The 16520-nt window shown below is 67.7% G+C and carries 18 protein-coding genes and 1 pseudogene; 12 read left to right on the top strand and 7 right to left on the bottom strand.

Features of this window, described 5'->3' with window-relative positions; all coding sequences use genetic code 11:
* Positions 1–3 precede the first annotated feature (3 nt).
* The 4 genes from AC3A6Y_RS12380 (at position 4) to AC3A6Y_RS12365 (ending at position 3111) form a co-directional block, all read left to right on the top strand.
* The gene (locus AC3A6Y_RS12380) at positions 4–1098 is read left to right on the top strand and encodes an ABC transporter ATP-binding protein (protein ID WP_487868522.1); all 1095 of its coding nucleotides are present in this window, start codon (positions 4–6) and stop codon (positions 1096–1098) included.
* A 184-nt stretch (positions 1099–1282) separates the two neighbouring features.
* On the top strand, positions 1283–2242 hold the full coding sequence (locus tag AC3A6Y_RS12375; protein ID WP_487868521.1) for a helix-turn-helix transcriptional regulator: 960 nt from the start codon (positions 1283–1285) through the stop codon (positions 2240–2242).
* Positions 2243–2383: 141 nt separating this feature from the next.
* A complete protein-coding gene (locus tag AC3A6Y_RS12370) occupies positions 2384–2665 on the top strand; it encodes a hypothetical protein (protein WP_487868520.1) in 282 nt (93 codons plus the stop codon).
* An 11-nt stretch (positions 2666–2676) separates the two neighbouring features.
* Complete coding sequence (locus AC3A6Y_RS12365) at positions 2677–3111, top strand: barstar family protein (protein WP_487868519.1); 435 nt, start codon at positions 2677–2679, stop codon at positions 3109–3111.
* A 199-nt stretch (positions 3112–3310) separates the two neighbouring features.
* On the opposite strand, the gene AC3A6Y_RS12360 is transcribed toward AC3A6Y_RS12365, so the two are convergent.
* From AC3A6Y_RS12360 to AC3A6Y_RS12330, 7 genes and pseudogenes are all read right to left on the bottom strand, one after another.
* Positions 3311–4087 carry a glycosyltransferase gene (locus AC3A6Y_RS12360; RefSeq protein WP_487868518.1) on the bottom strand — a complete coding sequence of 259 codons (777 nt, stop codon included), beginning with the start codon at positions 4085–4087 and terminating at the stop codon, positions 3311–3313.
* 439 nt (positions 4088–4526) lie between these two features.
* The gene (locus AC3A6Y_RS12355; RefSeq protein WP_487868517.1) at positions 4527–4718 is read right to left on the bottom strand and encodes a hypothetical protein; all 192 of its coding nucleotides are present in this window, start codon (positions 4716–4718) and stop codon (positions 4527–4529) included.
* Positions 4719–4742: 24 nt separating this feature from the next.
* On the bottom strand, positions 4743–5177 hold the full coding sequence (locus tag AC3A6Y_RS12350; protein WP_487868516.1) for a hypothetical protein: 435 nt from the start codon (positions 5175–5177) through the stop codon (positions 4743–4745).
* A gap of 8 nt (positions 5178–5185) precedes the next feature.
* Positions 5186–6517 (bottom strand): EndoU domain-containing protein, encoded by a 1332-nt coding sequence (locus tag AC3A6Y_RS12345; RefSeq protein ID WP_487868515.1) that lies wholly within the window; start codon positions 6515–6517, stop codon positions 5186–5188.
* 26 nt (positions 6518–6543) lie between these two features.
* Positions 6544–7980: pseudogene (locus AC3A6Y_RS12340) on the bottom strand (two-partner secretion domain-containing protein); the annotation flags it as partial.
* 186 nt (positions 7981–8166) lie between these two features.
* On the bottom strand, positions 8167–9198 hold the full coding sequence (locus tag AC3A6Y_RS12335; RefSeq protein ID WP_487868514.1) for an aldo/keto reductase: 1032 nt from the start codon (positions 9196–9198) through the stop codon (positions 8167–8169).
* A gap of 44 nt (positions 9199–9242) precedes the next feature.
* A complete protein-coding gene (locus AC3A6Y_RS12330) occupies positions 9243–10433 on the bottom strand; it encodes an MFS transporter (protein WP_487868513.1) in 1191 nt (396 codons plus the stop codon).
* Positions 10434–10577: 144 nt separating this feature from the next.
* On the opposite strand from AC3A6Y_RS12330, the gene AC3A6Y_RS12325 reads away from it, so the two are divergent.
* The 8 genes from AC3A6Y_RS12325 to AC3A6Y_RS12290 are packed head-to-tail and all read left to right on the top strand — an operon-like array spanning position 10578 to position 16411.
* Complete coding sequence (locus tag AC3A6Y_RS12325; protein WP_487868512.1) at positions 10578–10826, top strand: type II toxin-antitoxin system Phd/YefM family antitoxin; 249 nt, start codon at positions 10578–10580, stop codon at positions 10824–10826.
* A 1-nt stretch (position 10827) separates the two neighbouring features.
* On the top strand, positions 10828–11337 hold the full coding sequence (locus AC3A6Y_RS12320; RefSeq protein ID WP_487868511.1) for a type II toxin-antitoxin system VapC family toxin: 510 nt from the start codon (positions 10828–10830) through the stop codon (positions 11335–11337).
* Position 11338: 1 nt separating this feature from the next.
* Complete coding sequence (locus tag AC3A6Y_RS12315; protein WP_487868510.1) at positions 11339–12283, top strand: LysR family transcriptional regulator; 945 nt, start codon at positions 11339–11341, stop codon at positions 12281–12283.
* Positions 12280–12903, top strand: a complete 624-nt coding sequence (locus AC3A6Y_RS12310) for a paraquat-inducible protein A (RefSeq protein WP_487868509.1) — start codon at positions 12280–12282, stop codon at positions 12901–12903. The genes AC3A6Y_RS12315 and AC3A6Y_RS12310 overlap by 4 nt, the downstream gene beginning before the upstream one ends.
* Positions 12900–13622 carry a paraquat-inducible protein A gene (locus AC3A6Y_RS12305; RefSeq protein ID WP_487868508.1) on the top strand — a complete coding sequence of 241 codons (723 nt, stop codon included), beginning with the start codon at positions 12900–12902 and terminating at the stop codon, positions 13620–13622. The genes AC3A6Y_RS12310 and AC3A6Y_RS12305 overlap by 4 nt, the downstream gene beginning before the upstream one ends.
* Positions 13619–15247 carry a PqiB family protein gene (locus tag AC3A6Y_RS12300; protein WP_487868507.1) on the top strand — a complete coding sequence of 543 codons (1629 nt, stop codon included), beginning with the start codon at positions 13619–13621 and terminating at the stop codon, positions 15245–15247. The genes AC3A6Y_RS12305 and AC3A6Y_RS12300 overlap by 4 nt, the downstream gene beginning before the upstream one ends.
* Positions 15244–15867: a PqiC family protein gene (locus AC3A6Y_RS12295; protein WP_487868506.1), complete on the top strand. Its 624-nt coding sequence runs from the start codon at positions 15244–15246 to the stop codon at positions 15865–15867. The genes AC3A6Y_RS12300 and AC3A6Y_RS12295 overlap by 4 nt, the downstream gene beginning before the upstream one ends.
* A gap of 1 nt (position 15868) precedes the next feature.
* Positions 15869–16411 (top strand): methylated-DNA--[protein]-cysteine S-methyltransferase, encoded by a 543-nt coding sequence (locus tag AC3A6Y_RS12290; protein WP_487868505.1) that lies wholly within the window; start codon positions 15869–15871, stop codon positions 16409–16411.
* Positions 16412–16520: the final 109 nt, after the last annotated feature.

Below are 16520 nucleotides of genomic sequence, written 5' to 3'. Positions count from 1 at the left end.
TTCATGCAGACCTCGACACCCTTGCTGGAGTTGCGCGCGACGTCCAAGCGCTTCGTGAAAAAAGCCGATGCCGCGGCCCGGCTGGCGCGCCTGCTGGGCGCGCCGCCGGCGGCGCAGACCGTGCACGCGGTCGATCGCGTCTCGCTGGCCGTCCGAAGCGGCGAGGTGGTGGGCCTGGTCGGCGAATCGGGCTGCGGCAAGTCGACGCTGGGGCGCATGGCGGCCGGGCTGCACGGCCTCAGCGAAGGGGAGCGCTGGTGGCAGGGCGAGAACACGGCGGCGCTGGAGCAGCGGCTGCCGCGCGCCGACTACCGGCGCCACATGCTCGGCATCCAGATGGTCTTCCAGGACCCTTACGCCAGCCTCAACCCGCGCCTGCGGGTGCAGCAGATCGTGGGCGAGGCGCCGCTGGCGCACGGGCTTGTCGATGGCGGCGGGCAGGAGGAGCTGGTGGCCGGCCTGCTGCGCCGGGTGGGGCTGGACCCGCAGCTCATGCGCCGCTATCCGCACCAGTTCTCGGGCGGGCAGCGTGCGCGCATCGGCATCGCGCGGGCGCTTGCGGTGCGGCCGCGGCTGCTGATCTGCGACGAGGCCGTTGCCGCGCTCGACGTCTCGATCCAGGCGCAGGTGATCAACCTCTTCATGCAGCTGCGCGAGGAGCTCCGGCTCACCTACCTCTTCATCAGCCACGACCTGGGCGTGGTGCGGCACATCAGCGACCGCGTGCTGGTGATGTACCTCGGGCGGGTGGTGGAATCGGCGCCGGCCGAGGCGATCTTCGAGGAGCCGCTGCACCCCTACACGCAGGGCCTGCTGGCCGAGGCGCCGAAGCTGGAGGTGCGCAGGAAGCACTTCGTGGCGATCCGCGGGGAGATCCCCTCGCCGATGAACCCGCCGCCTGGCTGCCACTTCCACCCGCGCTGCCCGCAGGCGCTGCCACGCTGCGCCGAGGAGGCGCCGGTGCTGGCGCCGGCGGGGGGCGATCGCTGGGTGGCTTGTCATCGCATCGACACACAAGCGGTTGACGCGGCGGCGTCCTACAAGGCCGGGTCGGCCGGGGTTAAGAATTTACAAGGCGCCGTCACCGCCGTTTGCTAACTTGCGGACGCAGGGCGGCCTTGCCGTGGCCGCCGGCGTGATGCACGCAGCGCATCGATCTGGCTCATCAATTTCACTGGACGCCCGCGAGGGGCCGACTGATCATGAATGTTTGCCGTGGCGCGCCTGCGCCTTTCAGCGAATCCGCAACCATGATGAACACGCCCGCCGGCAGGTGCTGGCCATGATGCTGTCTTCTCTGCTGCAACGCGCCGCGGCCTCGTCGCTGCCGGCTGCGAGGGTCGCCGAAGCGGGGCCTTCTACCGGCGAGGGCGGCAGCGTGCCCGGCGGACCGCCGCCGCAGCTCTATGCCGAGGAGCAGCTGTGCCGGCCGGAGACCTTGGGCCGTCATGCCGAATTGCCCGGCGTCGTGCGCGACCTGGTGGAGGCCGGCAGCATCGATGCCCGGGCGCGCCTGGTGCGCGGCATGCTGCATGCGATCGGCTTCGAGTGGATGGGCTACGGCATGGTGACCTATGTGCGAGGCCAGTCCTGGCCGCTGAGCTTCTTCACCAGCTACGCCAATGCGCACTGGGTGCGTCGCTATTTCGCGCAGCGTTATTACGAGGTGGATGCGCGGCACCAGGAGGCGCCGGCCTCCAGCTTGCCGCTGCTGTGGGACGTGAATCAGCTGGAGGCATCGCTCACCGGTCCCGACCCGAGCGAGCGGCGCCGGCGCTTTCTGGACGACCTGCATGCCAGCGGCATCCGCAGCGGCCTGTTCTTCCGCCTGGCCTCGCCCACGCACGTGAACGAGCACACCGTGATCAGCCTGACCTCGAGCGCGTCCAGCCGCAGCTGGATCACCGAGGGCGTGGTGGGCCAGTCGCTGGTGCTGGGCCTGAGCGTGCACGAGTACCTGTCGCGCCACGCGCGCGTGCCGGCCGCGCCGCCGGCGGCGCGCGCCGAGATGTCGGGCATGTCGCCGACGCAGCAGTACATCCTCGAGCACCTGCTGCAGGGGCGCAGCGACAAGGAGATCGCCTACCGCTTGCAGCTGTCGTCGCACACGGTGGACTACCACATGCGGCAGCTGCGGCGCCGCTTCGCGGCCCGCAACCGGGTGCAACTGGTGAAGGCGGCGACGCAATCGCAGCACGGGGAGAGCGGGTTTGGTGGGGTGAGCCAGCTGTCGGCGTTTTAGTGTTGCCGGAGCTCGGGCGGCTTCGCTCGAGCTGACCCGCTGCGCTCTGGCGGACAGAAGGCAGGCGGAAGTCTTACCAGACTGTCCTACCAAGGTTGGTAGTTACGCGAGACGCGCGTTGAAGGCCTAATGCGCTCCGTCATGAAGACGGAAGCAAAAAAAAGCATGAGGCCATCCACATCGCGTCTCGACCTCCATCGAGCAGCCCTCGCAGGGCTTCTGTTCTTGGACGCCAGTGCCGCTCACGCCGGTTCCGTGAGCTTCACCGAAACGATGGCGCTGTTTTTGGCAACAAGGAGGGACTGCTGCCGCAGCAATCAGTCGGGTACTACACGGAATACGCAGCGCATCGTGACAGGACAAGGCGGGGAGATCTTCTATACGCCGGACCATTACGGCACATTCATTCGCGTGAACCCGTAGACGGAGCAGAGATGGCGACCACAAAAATAACGTTCGAGTACGCAGACCCACCCGACTCCATGTGCGAGAAGGAGGACTTCGTTCTGAGAGTTCCTGCTGGCATTTGCTCCAAGAGCGACCTGCTTGCGGCGCTTGGGAGCGCCGGCCGATTCCCTGGCTACTTCGGCGGCAACTGGGATGCATTACAGGACTGCCTGCACGACCTCAGCTGGATAAGCAAGAGGAAGGTGGTGGTGGTACACAGCGACCTCCCGTTGCGTGACAGGCAGTTGGAGTGCCGCACCTATCTCGAAGTACTTCAAACTGCGCTCGCCACTTGGGCAGAAAGCGCCAAACCGAACGCGGCTGAGTCTCCGCCAGGATGGTCATACGTTGATCACGAACTCCGAGTTGTCTTCCCGCTCGATGCAAAAGCTTCAATTGAACGCCTTGTTGCCCGGACGTGAAGGCGCCATTAGAAGGAACCGGAAGACGCCGGGAATGGCAGTTTGGCGAATCTTTGCGAGATTCCGAAGCAATGACGTTGCGGAATAGATAGTTCCGTGAAGACGGGCAATTAGACGCGAGTGGTGACGCGAAAGACGCCAGGCCACACCCTGTGCGAATCCGCATGCAATCCCACTCCGAACAGGTGGGCCACCCCAACTACTCCCTCCAGCACTCCGTCACCCACCTCGCCGAGTGGACAAAGCGCACGCTCCGATTGCGCCGCCCGGCGACGACACCCGGCGCGTTCCACTCGTCGTCAAAAACCACGATGCGCGCACCCGGCGGCACGAAGGGTGCGCGCCAGTAGTTGCTCGGCCACCTCGGGATGCTGTGGTGCTTGAAGCTCGGGCACCAGGCGGGCGGCCAGTACGCGAGCTTGCCCTGGCGGTGCAGGAAGTCCGAGACGTAGGCCTGCTCGTCGCGAAAGGTCGAGCTCACTTCGGCGATGTTGTTGCGGAAATGCTCGAGCACATCCGGATGAGCACCGATCTCGAAGCGAAAGACGGAGAAATTGCCCGTCACGCGCCGCCGCCACCGCCGCTTGTAGTCCTCGATGACCAGGAACTTGCCCGGATGGTCGAAGAAGGGATCGAGCCCGCCGACGATCACCAGGTCGAGGTCGAGGAAGAGCGCCGTGCCGCGCAGGCCGTACAGATCGGCGGCGAAGGCCACCAGCTGGGTCGGGCCACGCTCGGGCGTACCCTCGGCCAGGTCGAGCGGAGGGATGGGCCGGCACTCCACTTCGGAGCGGATGCCCTGCGGGTCGTCCGTCAGGCAGGTGAAGCGGAAGCCGCTGCGCAGGTTGCGGCGCACCATGGCATAGAGGCGGTTGACGTACTCGGGGCCGTACTTGGTGCCCCACTTCATGCACAGGATGTGGCGGCGCTGCGCGTTGCGCAAGGTCACGTGGAAAGGTATTCGAGTGTCGGACATGGTTCAGTTCGTCGAAGAAGGCATGCAGCGGACATGGACCGCGAGTCCGCCCAGCGCCCGGGAGCACCCGATGTCGATCCCCATGATCGTGGTGCGACCTGTACCGAAAGAGGTCCTCTTCCACCAGATTCAATTCCCCATTCGCAGCATGCTGGCACTCATGCCCACCAGCCTGAGTGCCCGGCGCTCGCTCAGGCCCAGGCCTTGCAACTGCCGCACGACCTCGCGCGGCGCCGCCACGGCCTTCACTTTCCCTTGAGCACCTCGCGCATGGTATCGATCTCTGTTCCTCGGTGTATCGCTTCTTCATCGGTCCGACCTCCATTTCGAGTTGATCGGACTCTAGACCTAAGCTCTACGATTTCCCGGGGGCCGCGCACAACAGCTGGACAAGCCATGGAATGGGTGCCTGTGGCCGCTCTGAATATCGTCGAATCCTCTATAGCAGAGCCACCAGGTCCCATACATGTTTCAGGCTGCCCAGCAAATTGGTGGCGGCAGGTCCGCCTGCCAAAGCGACACCGAGCGCGACTGCCATCTTGGCCGACTGGATGTTGCATTGCGCCGGGTTCAGCCCAGGGCGCCGCACTGATGGATGAGCCGCGCTTCCGATCAGGTTCAGGCCCGTCATGCTTGCGTAGTCGTGACGTCCGATCTACGCCGGAAACTCGACCTCGATCGGATTGTGCTCAGGGTCGGCGAGGAAGCGCACGTAGGTCTGCACCGCAAGCTTGTACTGGGCAAAGCTCACTTCACCGCCTTCTCCTTGGTTGTACAGACCTTCGAACCAGACCTTGTCTCGGGAGATGTTCATCACCCATGCATTTCCATCCACATCCGCGAAATCGATCTCTCCCGACTCCACCTTGCGAACCCAGTCCAGCACGCATGCCCCTGAACCCTCTGCGCTTTGAATGTCGGAAGTAATGGCACTGCACATCAATCGAAACCGCGGTTCACAGTACTGCCAACGAGGTTCAGAAGGCTGCGCAGCCGGATGCACAACTTCAAGCCACCTGCCCCACCACCGCTTCGATGGATCGGCGTCGGCCACGTGTTCAATCAGGGTCGCGCGCAATATCAAATGCATTGGAAGTCCTATTTGACTGGATAGAAGGTCGTTCGCCCCGGATGGGTGAATCCTTCAATGGCAATGCCACTCGGCGATACACCTCGCCACTTTGTGCCGTCAATCATCTGCTTGTTCTTGAACGCCTCGGTCACTTCGTACGCGATCCTTGCTTCTGACCAGGAAGGCGGGAAAAAGGTGGATATGTTTTTCTTGTCCACCCACCCCCCTGACTTGCCATCCCACACCTGCACCGACGCCTCGTACGTCCCATTGGCGTTGTGCGTGATGTTCGCATCGGGCTTGATGCGCGCCCCCCCGTCGGCCGCGAACTCAGCGTGGTAGCCGGTGGCCTTGCCCTTGGGGTTGACCTCGCCCGCGAGCACATGGCCCATGTCGAAGCTGTTGTTAGAAAGGATAGTCTTGTCGGTGTTGGCTGCATAAAAAGCATCCCTGCTGGTGTCGGGACGAATCTTCGCCCGGGCCGCCAGATCGTTGTACAGCTGCGCATCCGAGCGGTTGAGAATGGCGCCATCGATCCTGGCGCTCAGGGTCGAATTGCGCTGCGCAATGATGCGCAGGGCCTCGGTTTCCGCTTCGACCCTGCTCAGTGTCTTCGCGGCCAGCGCCCCACCGGCCACGCTGGCGCCGCCCACGGCTTCGCTCGCGACCAGATCGGCCACCAGCGCCCCGGCCTTGTTCGCGCAAAGGACCGGGCTTTCCGCGCACGCCGCTGCCGTCATCCTCGCAGCGGCCGCAATGGTCGGCAGGCTGCTCAGCAAATAGGTGGCGGCAGGTCCACCTGCCAATGCCACACCGAGCGCGACGGCCATCTTGGCGGACTGGATGTCGCATTGCGCCGGGTTCAGCTGGCACAGCATCTGCGCCACGACCGACTTGCCCACCTCCTCCCGGTAGGCGGGCTGGTTGGCGAGCTTCAAACCCAGCTGCTGCAAGTCGAAGCCGCCGAGGTATTCATCGGGAAGCTGCCCGTTCTTGACCAGCTGCATCTGGTAGGCACGGCCCTGCGTCACCTCCTTCTTCAAGGTCTCGCAATTGCCCACCTTGTCGCAAACGGCCAGGGTGGCGTCCTGCCCCTTGCTGAGCTCGGCGTACTTCGCACGGGCCGTCGCCTCGCACACCGGGTCCTTGCCGCAAGCCGTCAGCTCTTTCGCAAAGGAACCCCATTGGTCATGGTTCAGATAGTTGTTTGCCGCCGCATTGCCGCCCGCGCTTACCGCAAGATTGATTTGGCTTGCATCGCCTCCTGCGACGGCCACGGCGAGGGCGGCCATCAGTTCAGCCAGCTGAACCGTGTCTACATGCCGTCCGTAGCTTTCGGCGGTCAGCTCCCCGACCATGGCGCCCAGTGCACCTGGAGCGCACGGCCGGCGGCAGTGATGTTGCCGGGCGCGGGCACGTAGCTGGGCAATCCGGTCGTGCTGGTGCTGCCGCCGCTGCTGTCCGAGGCGGTCGCGGTGCCCGTGCTCGTGCCTGGGCCTGTGCCTGTGCCAGTCCCAGTGCCCGGCGTCGCAGGATCGGAGCTCCCCGTGCCCGGCTGCACCGGCGCCTCGGGCACCGGCTCCGCCCCGATCACGCCGCCGGCAGTGTTGCTCAGGATCGGTGCCGTGACCGTCAAGCCAACCCCGCTGGTCTGGCGCATGGTGCCGCCGCGGTTGTCGACGGTCCCTGCGCTCGCCAGCTGCAGGCTCTGCGCTTCGAGGATGCCGCCCGCATTGCCCAGCGTGCCCGGTGTGGCGATCTTCAGGTCCCCGCCGCTGGCGATGCGGCCGCTGTTGGCCAGGCTCTGGGCCGCGAGCTCGGCCCGCCGCGCGGCCTGCATCGTGCCGATGTTCTCCAGCCGCCCGGCCGCGGTCACGACCAGTTCGCCGACCCCGCCCAGCGGCCCCGAGCCGTCGGCAGCCATGATCGTGCCGGCATTGCGCGCACCGACGCCATGCTCCGTGCCGATGAGCGTGATCTTGCCGGCGTACATGCCCCCGAGCAGCGAGGAATCCAGCGCGAAGACGGGCGCGCTGCCGGTGCCGGTGGCCGGGCTGATCTGCCCTTGATCGGCCGAGACCTGGTTGGCGCCGGTCACCACCTTGAGCTCGTTGGCCCAGAGGCCCGCGTTGACCTTGATGGCGCGCGCCAGGATGGCCGCGTAGTCGGTGCTCCTGGCATCGAGGCCGGCGCCCTCGATGCTGACGGTGCCGCCGCGCACCACGTAGCCGTCCAGCCCGCCGGCGGCATCGAGCTGCGGGGTGCCGGTGGTGAGCGTGGCCCGGCTCGCATTGATGAAAGTGCCGCCATCGACGGCGATGCCCGCGGGGTTGGCCACGATCACCTCGGCGCGCTGGCCGCCCACCTCGATGGCCCCGCGCAGCTGCGTGGGATTGCCGCTCACGATCTCGTTGAGGATGATCCGCGCGGAGCCGGTCGCGAGATAGGGATTGGCCTGCACCCAGCCGCCCAATTGCGTCTGCACATTGCTGCGGCTGTTGTTGAGGATGACGCCGCGGGATTGGACGTCGAACTGGTGGTAGAGGTTGCGCGAGACGCCTGCGGCCGAGGGGGTCTGGATGTTGACCAGCGGCACGCCGTTGGGCGCGACCAGCACGGTGGGCCGCAGGCCCGGCGCCACGCCCGGCGCGCCCACGATCTGCGCTTGGCCGGGCAGCGCCACCAGCACGCCGAAAAGAGCGCCCGCCGCGATCGCGGGCGTTGTGCCGGTGGCCTTGCCCGCGCTCCTGGCGGTTTCCTGCACCGCCACGCGCAGGCCGCGCGCAGCATTGAAGACCACCCTGTAAAGGTGCTTGTTCATGTTCTTCCTTCCGGCCCGGGCGTCGGAAGAAAGCCTCCCTTGGCATTCATCACATCGGCCCTTCTTGTTTTTGAAGGGCCGGATTCTGGTGCGCCACCTCCGCAATAGCGGCAGCGGCGTCAGAAAACACCAGATTTGCGCGGTCGCAGGCGCGGCCCTGCGCGAGCGCGGGCTAGCGCCGTCCCGTCAGACCGCCACCGGACTGCGCTCCGAGAACTGCCCGTTCCAGTACGGGTAATAGGGGTACGGCGGCGTCACGGCGCTGGCTGCATCGAGGCGCTTCACCTGATCGGCCGTCAGTTGCCAGCCCAGCGCGCCGAGATTCTGCTGGAGCTGTTCCTCGTCGCGGGCGCCGATCAGCACGCTAGCCACGGTCGGGCGCTGCAGCAGCCAGTTGAGCGCGATCTGCGGCAAGGTCTTGCCGGTTTCCTCGGCCACCTGGTCCATGGCATCGACCACGCGGTAGAGCCGCTCCTCCTCGACCGGCGGTGCGAAGCCCGCGGTGTCGTGCAGCCGGCTGCCGGCGGGCAGCGGCCGGCCGCGCCGGATCTTGCCCGTGAGCCGGCCCCAGCCCAGCGGGCTCCAGACGATCGCGCCCACGCCCTGGTCGATGGCCAGCGGCATCAGCTCCCATTCGTAGTCGCGTCCGATCAAGGAGTAGTAGGTCTGGTTGGCGACGTAGCGCGACAGCCCCAGACGGTCGGAAGCGGCCAGTGACTTCATCAGCTGCCAGCCCGAGAAGTTCGAGACGCCGATGTAGCGCACCTTGCCTGCGCGCACCAGGTCGTCGAGGGTGCGCAGCACCTGCTCGACGGGCGTCATCGCGTCGAAGGCGTGCAACTGCAGCAGGTCGATGCAATCGGTGCCGAGGCGCCGGAGCGCGGCTTCGGTCGCCGCGACCAGATGGTGGCGCGAGGAACCGACTTCGTTGGGCCCGTCGCCGGCGCGCAGCGACATCTTGGTCGACAGGATCACCTTGTCGCGCCGGCCCTTGACGGCGGCGCCGAGGATGGATTCGGAGGCGCCGTTCGAGTACACGTCGGCGCTGTCGAAGAGATTGACGCCGGCGTCGAGGCAGATGTCGACGATGCGGCGCGCGCCATCGACATCGGTGTTGCCCCAGGCGCTGAAGAGCGGCCCCTGGCCGCCGAAGGTGCCGGCGCCGAAGCCGAGGGCCGGCACCTTGAAGCCGGAGTTGCCGAGGTAGCGATGTTCCATGAGGAGTCCTTGGTTCGAATCGGATCGAGGAATGAGAAAGCGGTTCAGGTGCGGGCCGGGGCGCACTCCGCGAGCGCGGGCTCGCGCCGCTCCAGCGCGCGGCTCCATAGCGCGATGGCCAGGCCCGCCAGCGTGAGCAGCGCCGCCACCCAGCCCAGCGCGCCGAGGCCGGGACCGCGCTCGATCACGGCGCCGCCGACCCAGGCGCCGAGCGCATTGCCGAGGTTGAAGGCCGCGATGTTGAGGCTGGAAGCGAGGTTCTGGCCGGCGCCGGCCGCCTTCTCGAGCACGCGCAGTTGCAGCGGCGCCACCGTGGCGAAGGCGGCGACGCCCAGCAGCCCGACGAAGAGGGCCGCCGTCACGCCGGTCTTGAGTGCGGGCTGCATCAGGGCCATCACCGCCGCCAGCACCGCGAGCGTGCCCAGCACTGCCGGCATCAGCGCCCGGTCGGCCAGCTTGCCGCCCAGGATGTTGCCGACCGCAAGGCCACCACCGAAGAGCAGCAGCAGCGGCGAGACGGCGGACTCGGGCAGGCCGGTGATGCGCGTGAGCAGCGGCTGGATGTAGGTGAAGACCACGAACACGCCGGCATAGCCCAGCACCGTCATCGCGAGCCCGAGCAGCACCTGGGGCCGGCCCAGCACCGCGAGCTCGTCGCGCAGCGGGGCCGGGGCCTGCCGGTCCGTGCTGCGGTCGCGCGGCACGAAGAGCGCGAGCACCGACAGCGCGAGCACGCCGATCAGCGCCACGGCCCAGAAGGTCGAGCGCCAGCCGAAGTGCAGGCCGAGCCAGGCGCCGGCCGGCACGCCGAGCATGGTGGCGGCCGTGAGGCCGGTGAACATGATCGCGATGGCCGAGGCGCGCTTCTCGGGCGCCACCAGCCCGGTGGCCACCACCGAGCCGACGCCGAAGAAGGTGCCGTGCGCCAGCGATGTGATCACGCGCGCAGCCATCAGCGTCTCGTAGCTGGGCGCCAGCGCACAGGCGATGTTGCCGAGCGTGAAGATCGCCATCAAGGCGAGCAGCACGGTCTTGCGCGAGGCGCGACGGGTGGCGATGGTGAGCAGCGGCGCGCCGACCGCCACCCCGAGCGCATAGCCCGAGATCAACAGGCCGGCGGCAGCGATGGAGACATGAAGATCCGCCGAGACCTGCAGCAGCAGGCCCATGATGACGAACTCGGTGGTGCCGATGCCGAAGGCACCAGCGGTGAGGGCGAGGAGGGCGATGGGCATGATGTCCTGTACTGTGCGGGCATCTGCAAGCTGCGACTAGCTGGTCCGATGGACAAGCATTGATGAGTTGAAGTTGAAGCTCGAACCGGCTATGCACGAATCCGCATCCAGAATAAAATGTACAGACCGTACGGAAAGATTTCCATGCCCCTGCACACCATCGGACTCGAACAGGGCCGCAACACCTTGCCCGAACTTGCATCGCGCGCGCACGCAGGCCAACCGAGCCTGCTGACGCGGCACGGAAAGCCCTACGCGGCCATCGTTTCGCCCGACATGCTCGCGAAGGCCAGGCCGCGCTCCCGCTTCCTGGCACTGCGCGGCAGCGGCAAGGGGCTCTGGGGTGCCTCTCCCTCGAAGGGGATCGCGGACATGCGCAGCGAGTGGGATTGAGGTGACGGGCATCTCCAGAAAAAAGCGCTCGAGTCCCAGGGCACGCAAGACGACTGCAGGCAGCGCCCTGTGGGGTGGCCTGCGTGGCGGCGATCTGGTCGTTGTGGACTCCGCCCCGCTCATCTACCTGCTCGACGACCATCCTGAGTTCGCCGCAGCCTTCGTCGGGCTCTTTGAGCTGCAGGCCGATGGACGGGTTCAGATCGCCATCTCGACCATCGCGATGGCAGAAGTGCTCGCCGGACCTTTCACGCATGGGCAGGATGTGCTCGCCAAGCGCTACGAGAAGGAGCTTGCGAACTTCGAGGTCGTGCCTGTCTCCCACGAAATCGCTGTGACCGCGGCCCGCATTCGTGCAAGCACAGGACTACGCCTGCCCGATGCAATACAAGCCGCGACGACGCTGGAAGTGGGGGCGGCCGCGCTGGTCACGCACGATCGCGATTTCTCACGTCTTACGGGCCTGCGCGTCATTCTGGGCGACCCGGTGCAGCCGGGGGGGCACAACTGACATGCCCCGCATCGATGTCAACCGCTCGGGCGAAATGGAAGCCTTCGTGCACGTGGTCGACCGCGGCAGCTTCTCGGCCGGCGCCCGGGTGCTGGGCATGACGCCCTCGGCCGTCAGCAAGCTGGTGGCGCGGCTGGAGGCGCGGCTGGCGACGCAGCTGGTACACCGCTCCACCCGCAAGCTGCAACTCACGCCCGAGGGCCAGAATTTCTACGAGCGCAGCGTGCGCGTGCTGGCCGACATGGACGAGGCCGAGCGCTGTGCCGCCGCCGGGGCCTCGCCGCGCGGGCGGGTGCGCATCAATGCCAGCTACTCCATCGGCCATTGCGTCCTGATGCCGCTGGTGCCGCGCTTCCTGGAGCTGCACCCGCAGGTCACGCTCGACATCGTGCTGACCGACCGCGTGGTCGACCTGATGGACGAGCGCACCGACGTCGCGATCCGCTGGGGTCCGCTGCCGCCCTCCGACCTCGTGGCGCGCCACCTGTTCGACACCGGCCAGGCGATCGTCGCTTCGCCCGCCTACCTGGAGCGCTACGGCACGCCGCGCACGCCCGGGGAGCTGGAGGCGCACAACCGCATCGGCTCCACCTACCGCCGCTCTGCGCCCGACTGGCCGCTCCTGGTCGAGGGCCGCCAGGTCGAGATGCCCGTCGTGGGCACGGTGCGCGCGGGCGACGGCGAGACGCTGCGACGGCTGGTGCTGGAGGGCGTGGGCCTGGCGCGGCTCTCGCTCTATCACATCCGGCCCGACCTCGAGGCCGGGCGCCTGGTGCCGGTGATGGAGGAGTTCAACCCCGGCGACAAGGTGCCGGTCCATGCCGTCTATCTGGGCAAGGCCGGCCGGCTGCCGGCGCGCATCCGCGCGCTGCTCGACTACCTGGCCGCGCGCCTCGCGGACAATAAGCCGCACCGGGCCACGGGCCCACGCCATCCACGACCATGAAGGAAGTTCCCGACGCCATCGTCTGCGAAGGCTGCGACGCGGTCTACCAGCGCCAGCCCCTGCGCCGGCGCCAGGTCGCCCGGTGCGCCCGCTGCGGCGCCGAACTGGACCGCCATGCCGGCGAGCAGGGCGCGCGCGTGCTGCCGCTCACGGTCGCCAGCCTGATCCTGTTCGCGATCGCCAACCTGTTTCCGATCGTCGAAATCCAGGTGAAGGGCCTGCACAGCCAGACCACGCTGGCCGGCGCGGTGGTGGTGCTCAGCAACGAGGGCATGTCGCCGGTGGCGCTGCTGGTGCTGGCCACCACCATCCTCTTCCCCCTGCTTCAGCTTTGCATCCTGTTCTACCTGCTGGTGCCGATGGCGCGCGAGCGGCGACCTGCGGGCTTCGGCATCCTGGTGCGGGTCCTGCAGATGCTGCGGCCATGGGGAATGATCGAAGTCTTCCTGCTGGGCGTGCTGGTCGCGATCGTCAAGCTCTCGAGCCTGGCGCAGGTGGTGGCCGGGCCGGCACTGTGGGCCTTCATGGGCCTCACCGTGCTGCTGACGGCGGTGCTGTCCTTCAACCCGCGGGCCTTCTGGGAAATGGCGTTCGAGCCGCGGCCGGGGCAACGCAGATGAGCCGCCGGGCGGCACCCACGGCCGACAGCACGGCAGCCGAAGGCGAAGGTTCCCCGGTGGCCATCCGGACGGCCGCCGGGCTCGGCCTGCTGAGCTGCCACCACTGCGGCACCGTGTGGCGCGACGCCGGCGAGGGCGAGCCCTGCGGGCGCTGCGGCACGCACCTGCACCGGCGCAAGCCGCAGAGCATCCAGCGCACCTGGGCCTACCTGATCGCGGCCTGCATCATGTACGTGCCGGCCAACCTGCTGCCGGTGATGATCACCAAGAGCCTGCTGGGCTCGCAGTACGACACCATCCTCTCCGGCGTGATCTACTTCTGGGTCTCGGGGGCGTACGGGCTGGCGGCGATCATCTTCATCGCCAGCTTCCTGGTGCCGCTGTTCAAGCTCACGTCGCTGATCCTGCTGGCCGTGCTGGCCCAGCGCCACAGCGATTGGCGCCAGCCCGAGCGGGCGAAGCTCTACCAGGCGCTCGAGGTCATCGGGCGCTGGTCGATGCTCGACGTCTTCGTGGTGTCGCTGCTGGCCGGCCTGGTGCGCATTCAGGGCTTCGCCGAGATCACGGCCGGCGTCGGCATCGCGGCCTTCGGCGCCGTGGTGGTGCTGACCATGCTGGCCTCGCTGAGCTTCGACGCGCGCCTCACCTGGGACAGCAAGGATGTCATGGAAGACGAAGAACCCGAACCCCGCATGGCCAGCAAGGAACGAGTGGTATGATCGACCCGCAGGACGAGACGAAGCCGCTGGCCAGGCCGGTCATCGTCAGGCGCCGCAACTGGCTGCCTTCGCTGATCTGGCTGATCCCCATCGTGGCGGCGCTGGTCGGCGTCGCGCTGGTGGCGCGCATCCTGTTCGACCGCGGGCCCGAGGTGGTGCTGACCTTCAAGACCGCCGAGGGACTCGAGGCCAACAAGACCGCGGTCAAGTACAAGGACGTGCAGATCGGCACCGTGCAGACCATCCGCCTGGCCGACGATCGCTCCAACGTGCGCGTGGTGGTCCAGCTCAACAAGGAAGCGAAGAGCTTCACCGCCCGGGACACGCGCTTCTGGGTGGTGCGCCCGCGCCTGGACACCTCGGGCATCTCCGGCCTGGGAACCTTGCTCTCCGGCGCCTACATCGGTGCCGACGCCGGAAGCTCGGAGGAGACGGCGAGCGAATTCACCGGGCTGGAGGCGCCGCCCATCGTCACGCGCGATGCGTCGGGCAAGCAGTTTCTGCTGCGCGCGCGCGACGTCGGCTCGCTGGACATCGGCTCGCCCGTGTACTTCAGGCGCATCAAGGTGGGGCAGCTTGCGGCCTACGAGCTCGACAGCGACGGCCGCGGCGTCCTGCTTCGCGTGTTCATCAATGCGCCCTACGACAAGTTCGTGGGGGCCAACACCCGCTTCTGGCATGCCAGCGGACTCGACGTGCAGCTCAGCGCCAGCGGCGTGAAGCTGCGCACGCAGTCGCTGGCGACCATCGTGCTCGGGGGCATCGCCTTCCAGGCGCCTGACGATGCGCAGGGCCCGCTGGCGCAGGAGAACACCACCTTCGCGCTGGCCGAAGACGAGGTCGCCGCCATGAAGGAGCCGGACGGGCCCTCGCAGCCGCTGCTGATGTACTTCAACCAGTCGCTGCGCGGGCTCTCGCCCGGCTCGGTGGTGGACTTCCGCGGCGTGGAGATCGGCGAGGTCAAGTCCATCGGCGTGGAGTTCGACCCGCAGGGGCGCGAGTTCAAGATGCCGGTGCTGGTCCAGGTCTACCCCGACCGCCTGCGGCGCGGCCAGAACCTCGGCACGCAGGAGTCGCGCTACACGCAGACAGAGCGCCTGAAGTTCCTCGTCGACAAGGGCCTGCGCGCGCAGCTGCGCACCGGCAACCTGTTGACCGGCCAGGTCTACGTGGCGCTCGATTTCTTCCCCAAGTCGCCGGCGGTGAAGATCGACCTCGACAAGAACCCGGTCGAGATGCCCACCGTGGCCAACAGCCTCGACGAAATCCAGGCCCAGGTGGGCGACATCGCCCGCAAGCTCAACAAGGTGCCCTTCGAGGAGATCGGCCGCGACCTGCGCAAGACGCTGGCCACGCTCGACAAGACCTTGGCCGGCGCCGAGCAGCTGGCCACCAGCCTGAAGAACGACGTGAGCCCTGAGATGGCCGCCGCGATGAAGGACGTACGCAAGACGCTCAACAGCGCCGAGAAAACGCTCGCCGACGATTCGCCCCTGCAGCAGGACATGCGCCAGACGCTGCAGGAAGTCACGCGCGCGGCGGGCTCGCTGCGCGTGCTGACCGACTACCTCGAACGCCATCCCGAGTCGCTGCTGCGCGGCAAGCCGGAGGACAAGAAGAAATGAACACCATCCGAGCAAGCGGCCTGGCGCTGGCCGCCGCGGCGGTGCTGGCCGGCTGCGCCAGCCCCGCGCCGCAGTACTACAGCCTGGCCGATGCCGATGCGGCCCCGCCCGTGCCGGCGAGCGGCGGCGCCACGGGCTACATCGAACTCGCGCCCATCGCCATGCCCGAACGCTTCGCGCGCCCGCAGCTCGTGGTGCGGCAGAAGGATGCGGCCGCGGGGCCGGAGGTCGACATCCTGGAGCAGCACCGCTGGTCCTCCTCCTTCGAGAACGAGCTGCGCGATGCGCTGGGCAGCGGCATCGCGCGGCGCCTCGGCGCCGTGGACGCCACCAAGGGCGGTCGTCCGCGCGGCCGGCCCGTGATGCGCATCGCGGTGCAGCTGCGGCAGTTCGATGCCGTCGAAGGCAGCCGCGTCGACGCCGGATTCAGCTGGACCCTGCGCCGCGCCGAAGAGAGCCCGGCCATCGGCTGCCAGCTCTCCGTGTCGGAGCCCGTGGAAGGCCGCGGCATCGACGCGCTGGCTCGCGGTGCCCAGCGCACCACCGCGCGGCTGGCCGACGCCATCGCGCGCGGCGTGACTGCGATGCAGGACAACGCGGCGGACCCCTGCGGAAGTTGAAATGAGCCCCGAAGGCTTCGCGCTCTTCGACACCGCCATCGGCGCCTGCGGCATCGCCTGGGGCGCACGGGGCATCGTCGGCGTGCAGTTGCCCGAGGCCGGGGAGGGCGCCACGCGCTCGCGCATGCAGCGGCGCTTCGCGCAGGTGCCGGAGGTGGCGCCGCCGGCCCCCGTGCAAGCCGCGTGCGACGCGATTCGTGCGCTGCTCGAAGGCGAGCCGCGCGACCTGGCGGAGATCGTGCTGGACTACGAAGGCGTGCCGGACTTCCACCGCCGCGTGTACGAGATCGCGCGCCGCATCGCGCCCGGCCGCACGCGCAGTTACGGCGAGATCGCCGCCGAGCTCGGCGACAAGAGCCTCTCGCGCGCCGTCGGGCAGGCGCTGGGCCACAACCCCTTCGCGCCGGTGGTGCCCTGCCATCGGGTGCTTGCCGCCGGCGGCAAGCCCGGCGGCTTCTCGGCGCATGGCGGCGCGACGGCAAAACTCAGGATGCTGATGATCGAAGGGGCGCGGCCGCCGAGCGATACCGAGCCTCTTTTTTGACGAGCGCCCGCGCGTTGATTGGTGTTTTCAGCACCACTTGCCACTGGAAGTGCATCATTTTGTACTAGGATGGCAAGCAGGAGCGAGGAGAAGTCAGGCCGAAGCCAGT

It is taken from the genome of Variovorax sp. Soil_C_17 (genome assembly GCF_057657265.1).
The sequence above is the reverse complement of the archived record's forward strand: the minus strand, read 5'-3'. Positions and strand labels throughout refer to the sequence as shown.

What these genes read in the sequence shown, in the direction of transcription:
- AC3A6Y_RS12335 (WP_487868514.1), bottom strand. Translation starts at nt 9,198, where the DNA reads ATGGAACATCGCTACCTCGGCAACTCCGGCTTCAAGGTGCCGGCCCTC.
- AC3A6Y_RS12295 (WP_487868506.1), top strand. Translation starts at nt 15,244, where the DNA reads ATGAACACCATCCGAGCAAGCGGCCTGGCGCTGGCCGCCGCGGCGGTG.
- AC3A6Y_RS12365 (WP_487868519.1), top strand. Translation starts at nt 2,677, where the DNA reads ATGGCGACCACAAAAATAACGTTCGAGTACGCAGACCCACCCGACTCC.
- AC3A6Y_RS12305 (WP_487868508.1), top strand. Translation starts at nt 12,900, where the DNA reads ATGAGCCGCCGGGCGGCACCCACGGCCGACAGCACGGCAGCCGAAGGC.
- AC3A6Y_RS12350 (WP_487868516.1), bottom strand. Translation starts at nt 5,177, where the DNA reads ATGCATTTGATATTGCGCGCGACCCTGATTGAACACGTGGCCGACGCC.
- AC3A6Y_RS12355 (WP_487868517.1), bottom strand. Translation starts at nt 4,718, where the DNA reads ATGACGGGCCTGAACCTGATCGGAAGCGCGGCTCATCCATCAGTGCGG.
- AC3A6Y_RS12310 (WP_487868509.1), top strand. Translation starts at nt 12,280, where the DNA reads ATGAAGGAAGTTCCCGACGCCATCGTCTGCGAAGGCTGCGACGCGGTC.
- AC3A6Y_RS12370 (WP_487868520.1), top strand. Translation starts at nt 2,384, where the DNA reads ATGAAGACGGAAGCAAAAAAAAGCATGAGGCCATCCACATCGCGTCTC.
- AC3A6Y_RS12315 (WP_487868510.1), top strand. Translation starts at nt 11,339, where the DNA reads ATGCCCCGCATCGATGTCAACCGCTCGGGCGAAATGGAAGCCTTCGTG.
- AC3A6Y_RS12360 (WP_487868518.1), bottom strand. Translation starts at nt 4,087, where the DNA reads ATGTCCGACACTCGAATACCTTTCCACGTGACCTTGCGCAACGCGCAG.
- AC3A6Y_RS12345 (WP_487868515.1), bottom strand. Translation starts at nt 6,517, where the DNA reads ATGGTCGGGGAGCTGACCGCCGAAAGCTACGGACGGCATGTAGACACG.
- AC3A6Y_RS12380 (WP_487868522.1), top strand. Translation starts at nt 4, where the DNA reads ATGCAGACCTCGACACCCTTGCTGGAGTTGCGCGCGACGTCCAAGCGC.
- AC3A6Y_RS12300 (WP_487868507.1), top strand. Translation starts at nt 13,619, where the DNA reads ATGATCGACCCGCAGGACGAGACGAAGCCGCTGGCCAGGCCGGTCATC.
- AC3A6Y_RS12325 (WP_487868512.1), top strand. Translation starts at nt 10,578, where the DNA reads ATGCCCCTGCACACCATCGGACTCGAACAGGGCCGCAACACCTTGCCC.
- AC3A6Y_RS12375 (WP_487868521.1), top strand. Translation starts at nt 1,283, where the DNA reads ATGATGCTGTCTTCTCTGCTGCAACGCGCCGCGGCCTCGTCGCTGCCG.
- AC3A6Y_RS12330 (WP_487868513.1), bottom strand. Translation starts at nt 10,433, where the DNA reads ATGCCCATCGCCCTCCTCGCCCTCACCGCTGGTGCCTTCGGCATCGGC.
- AC3A6Y_RS12290 (WP_487868505.1), top strand. Translation starts at nt 15,869, where the DNA reads ATGAGCCCCGAAGGCTTCGCGCTCTTCGACACCGCCATCGGCGCCTGC.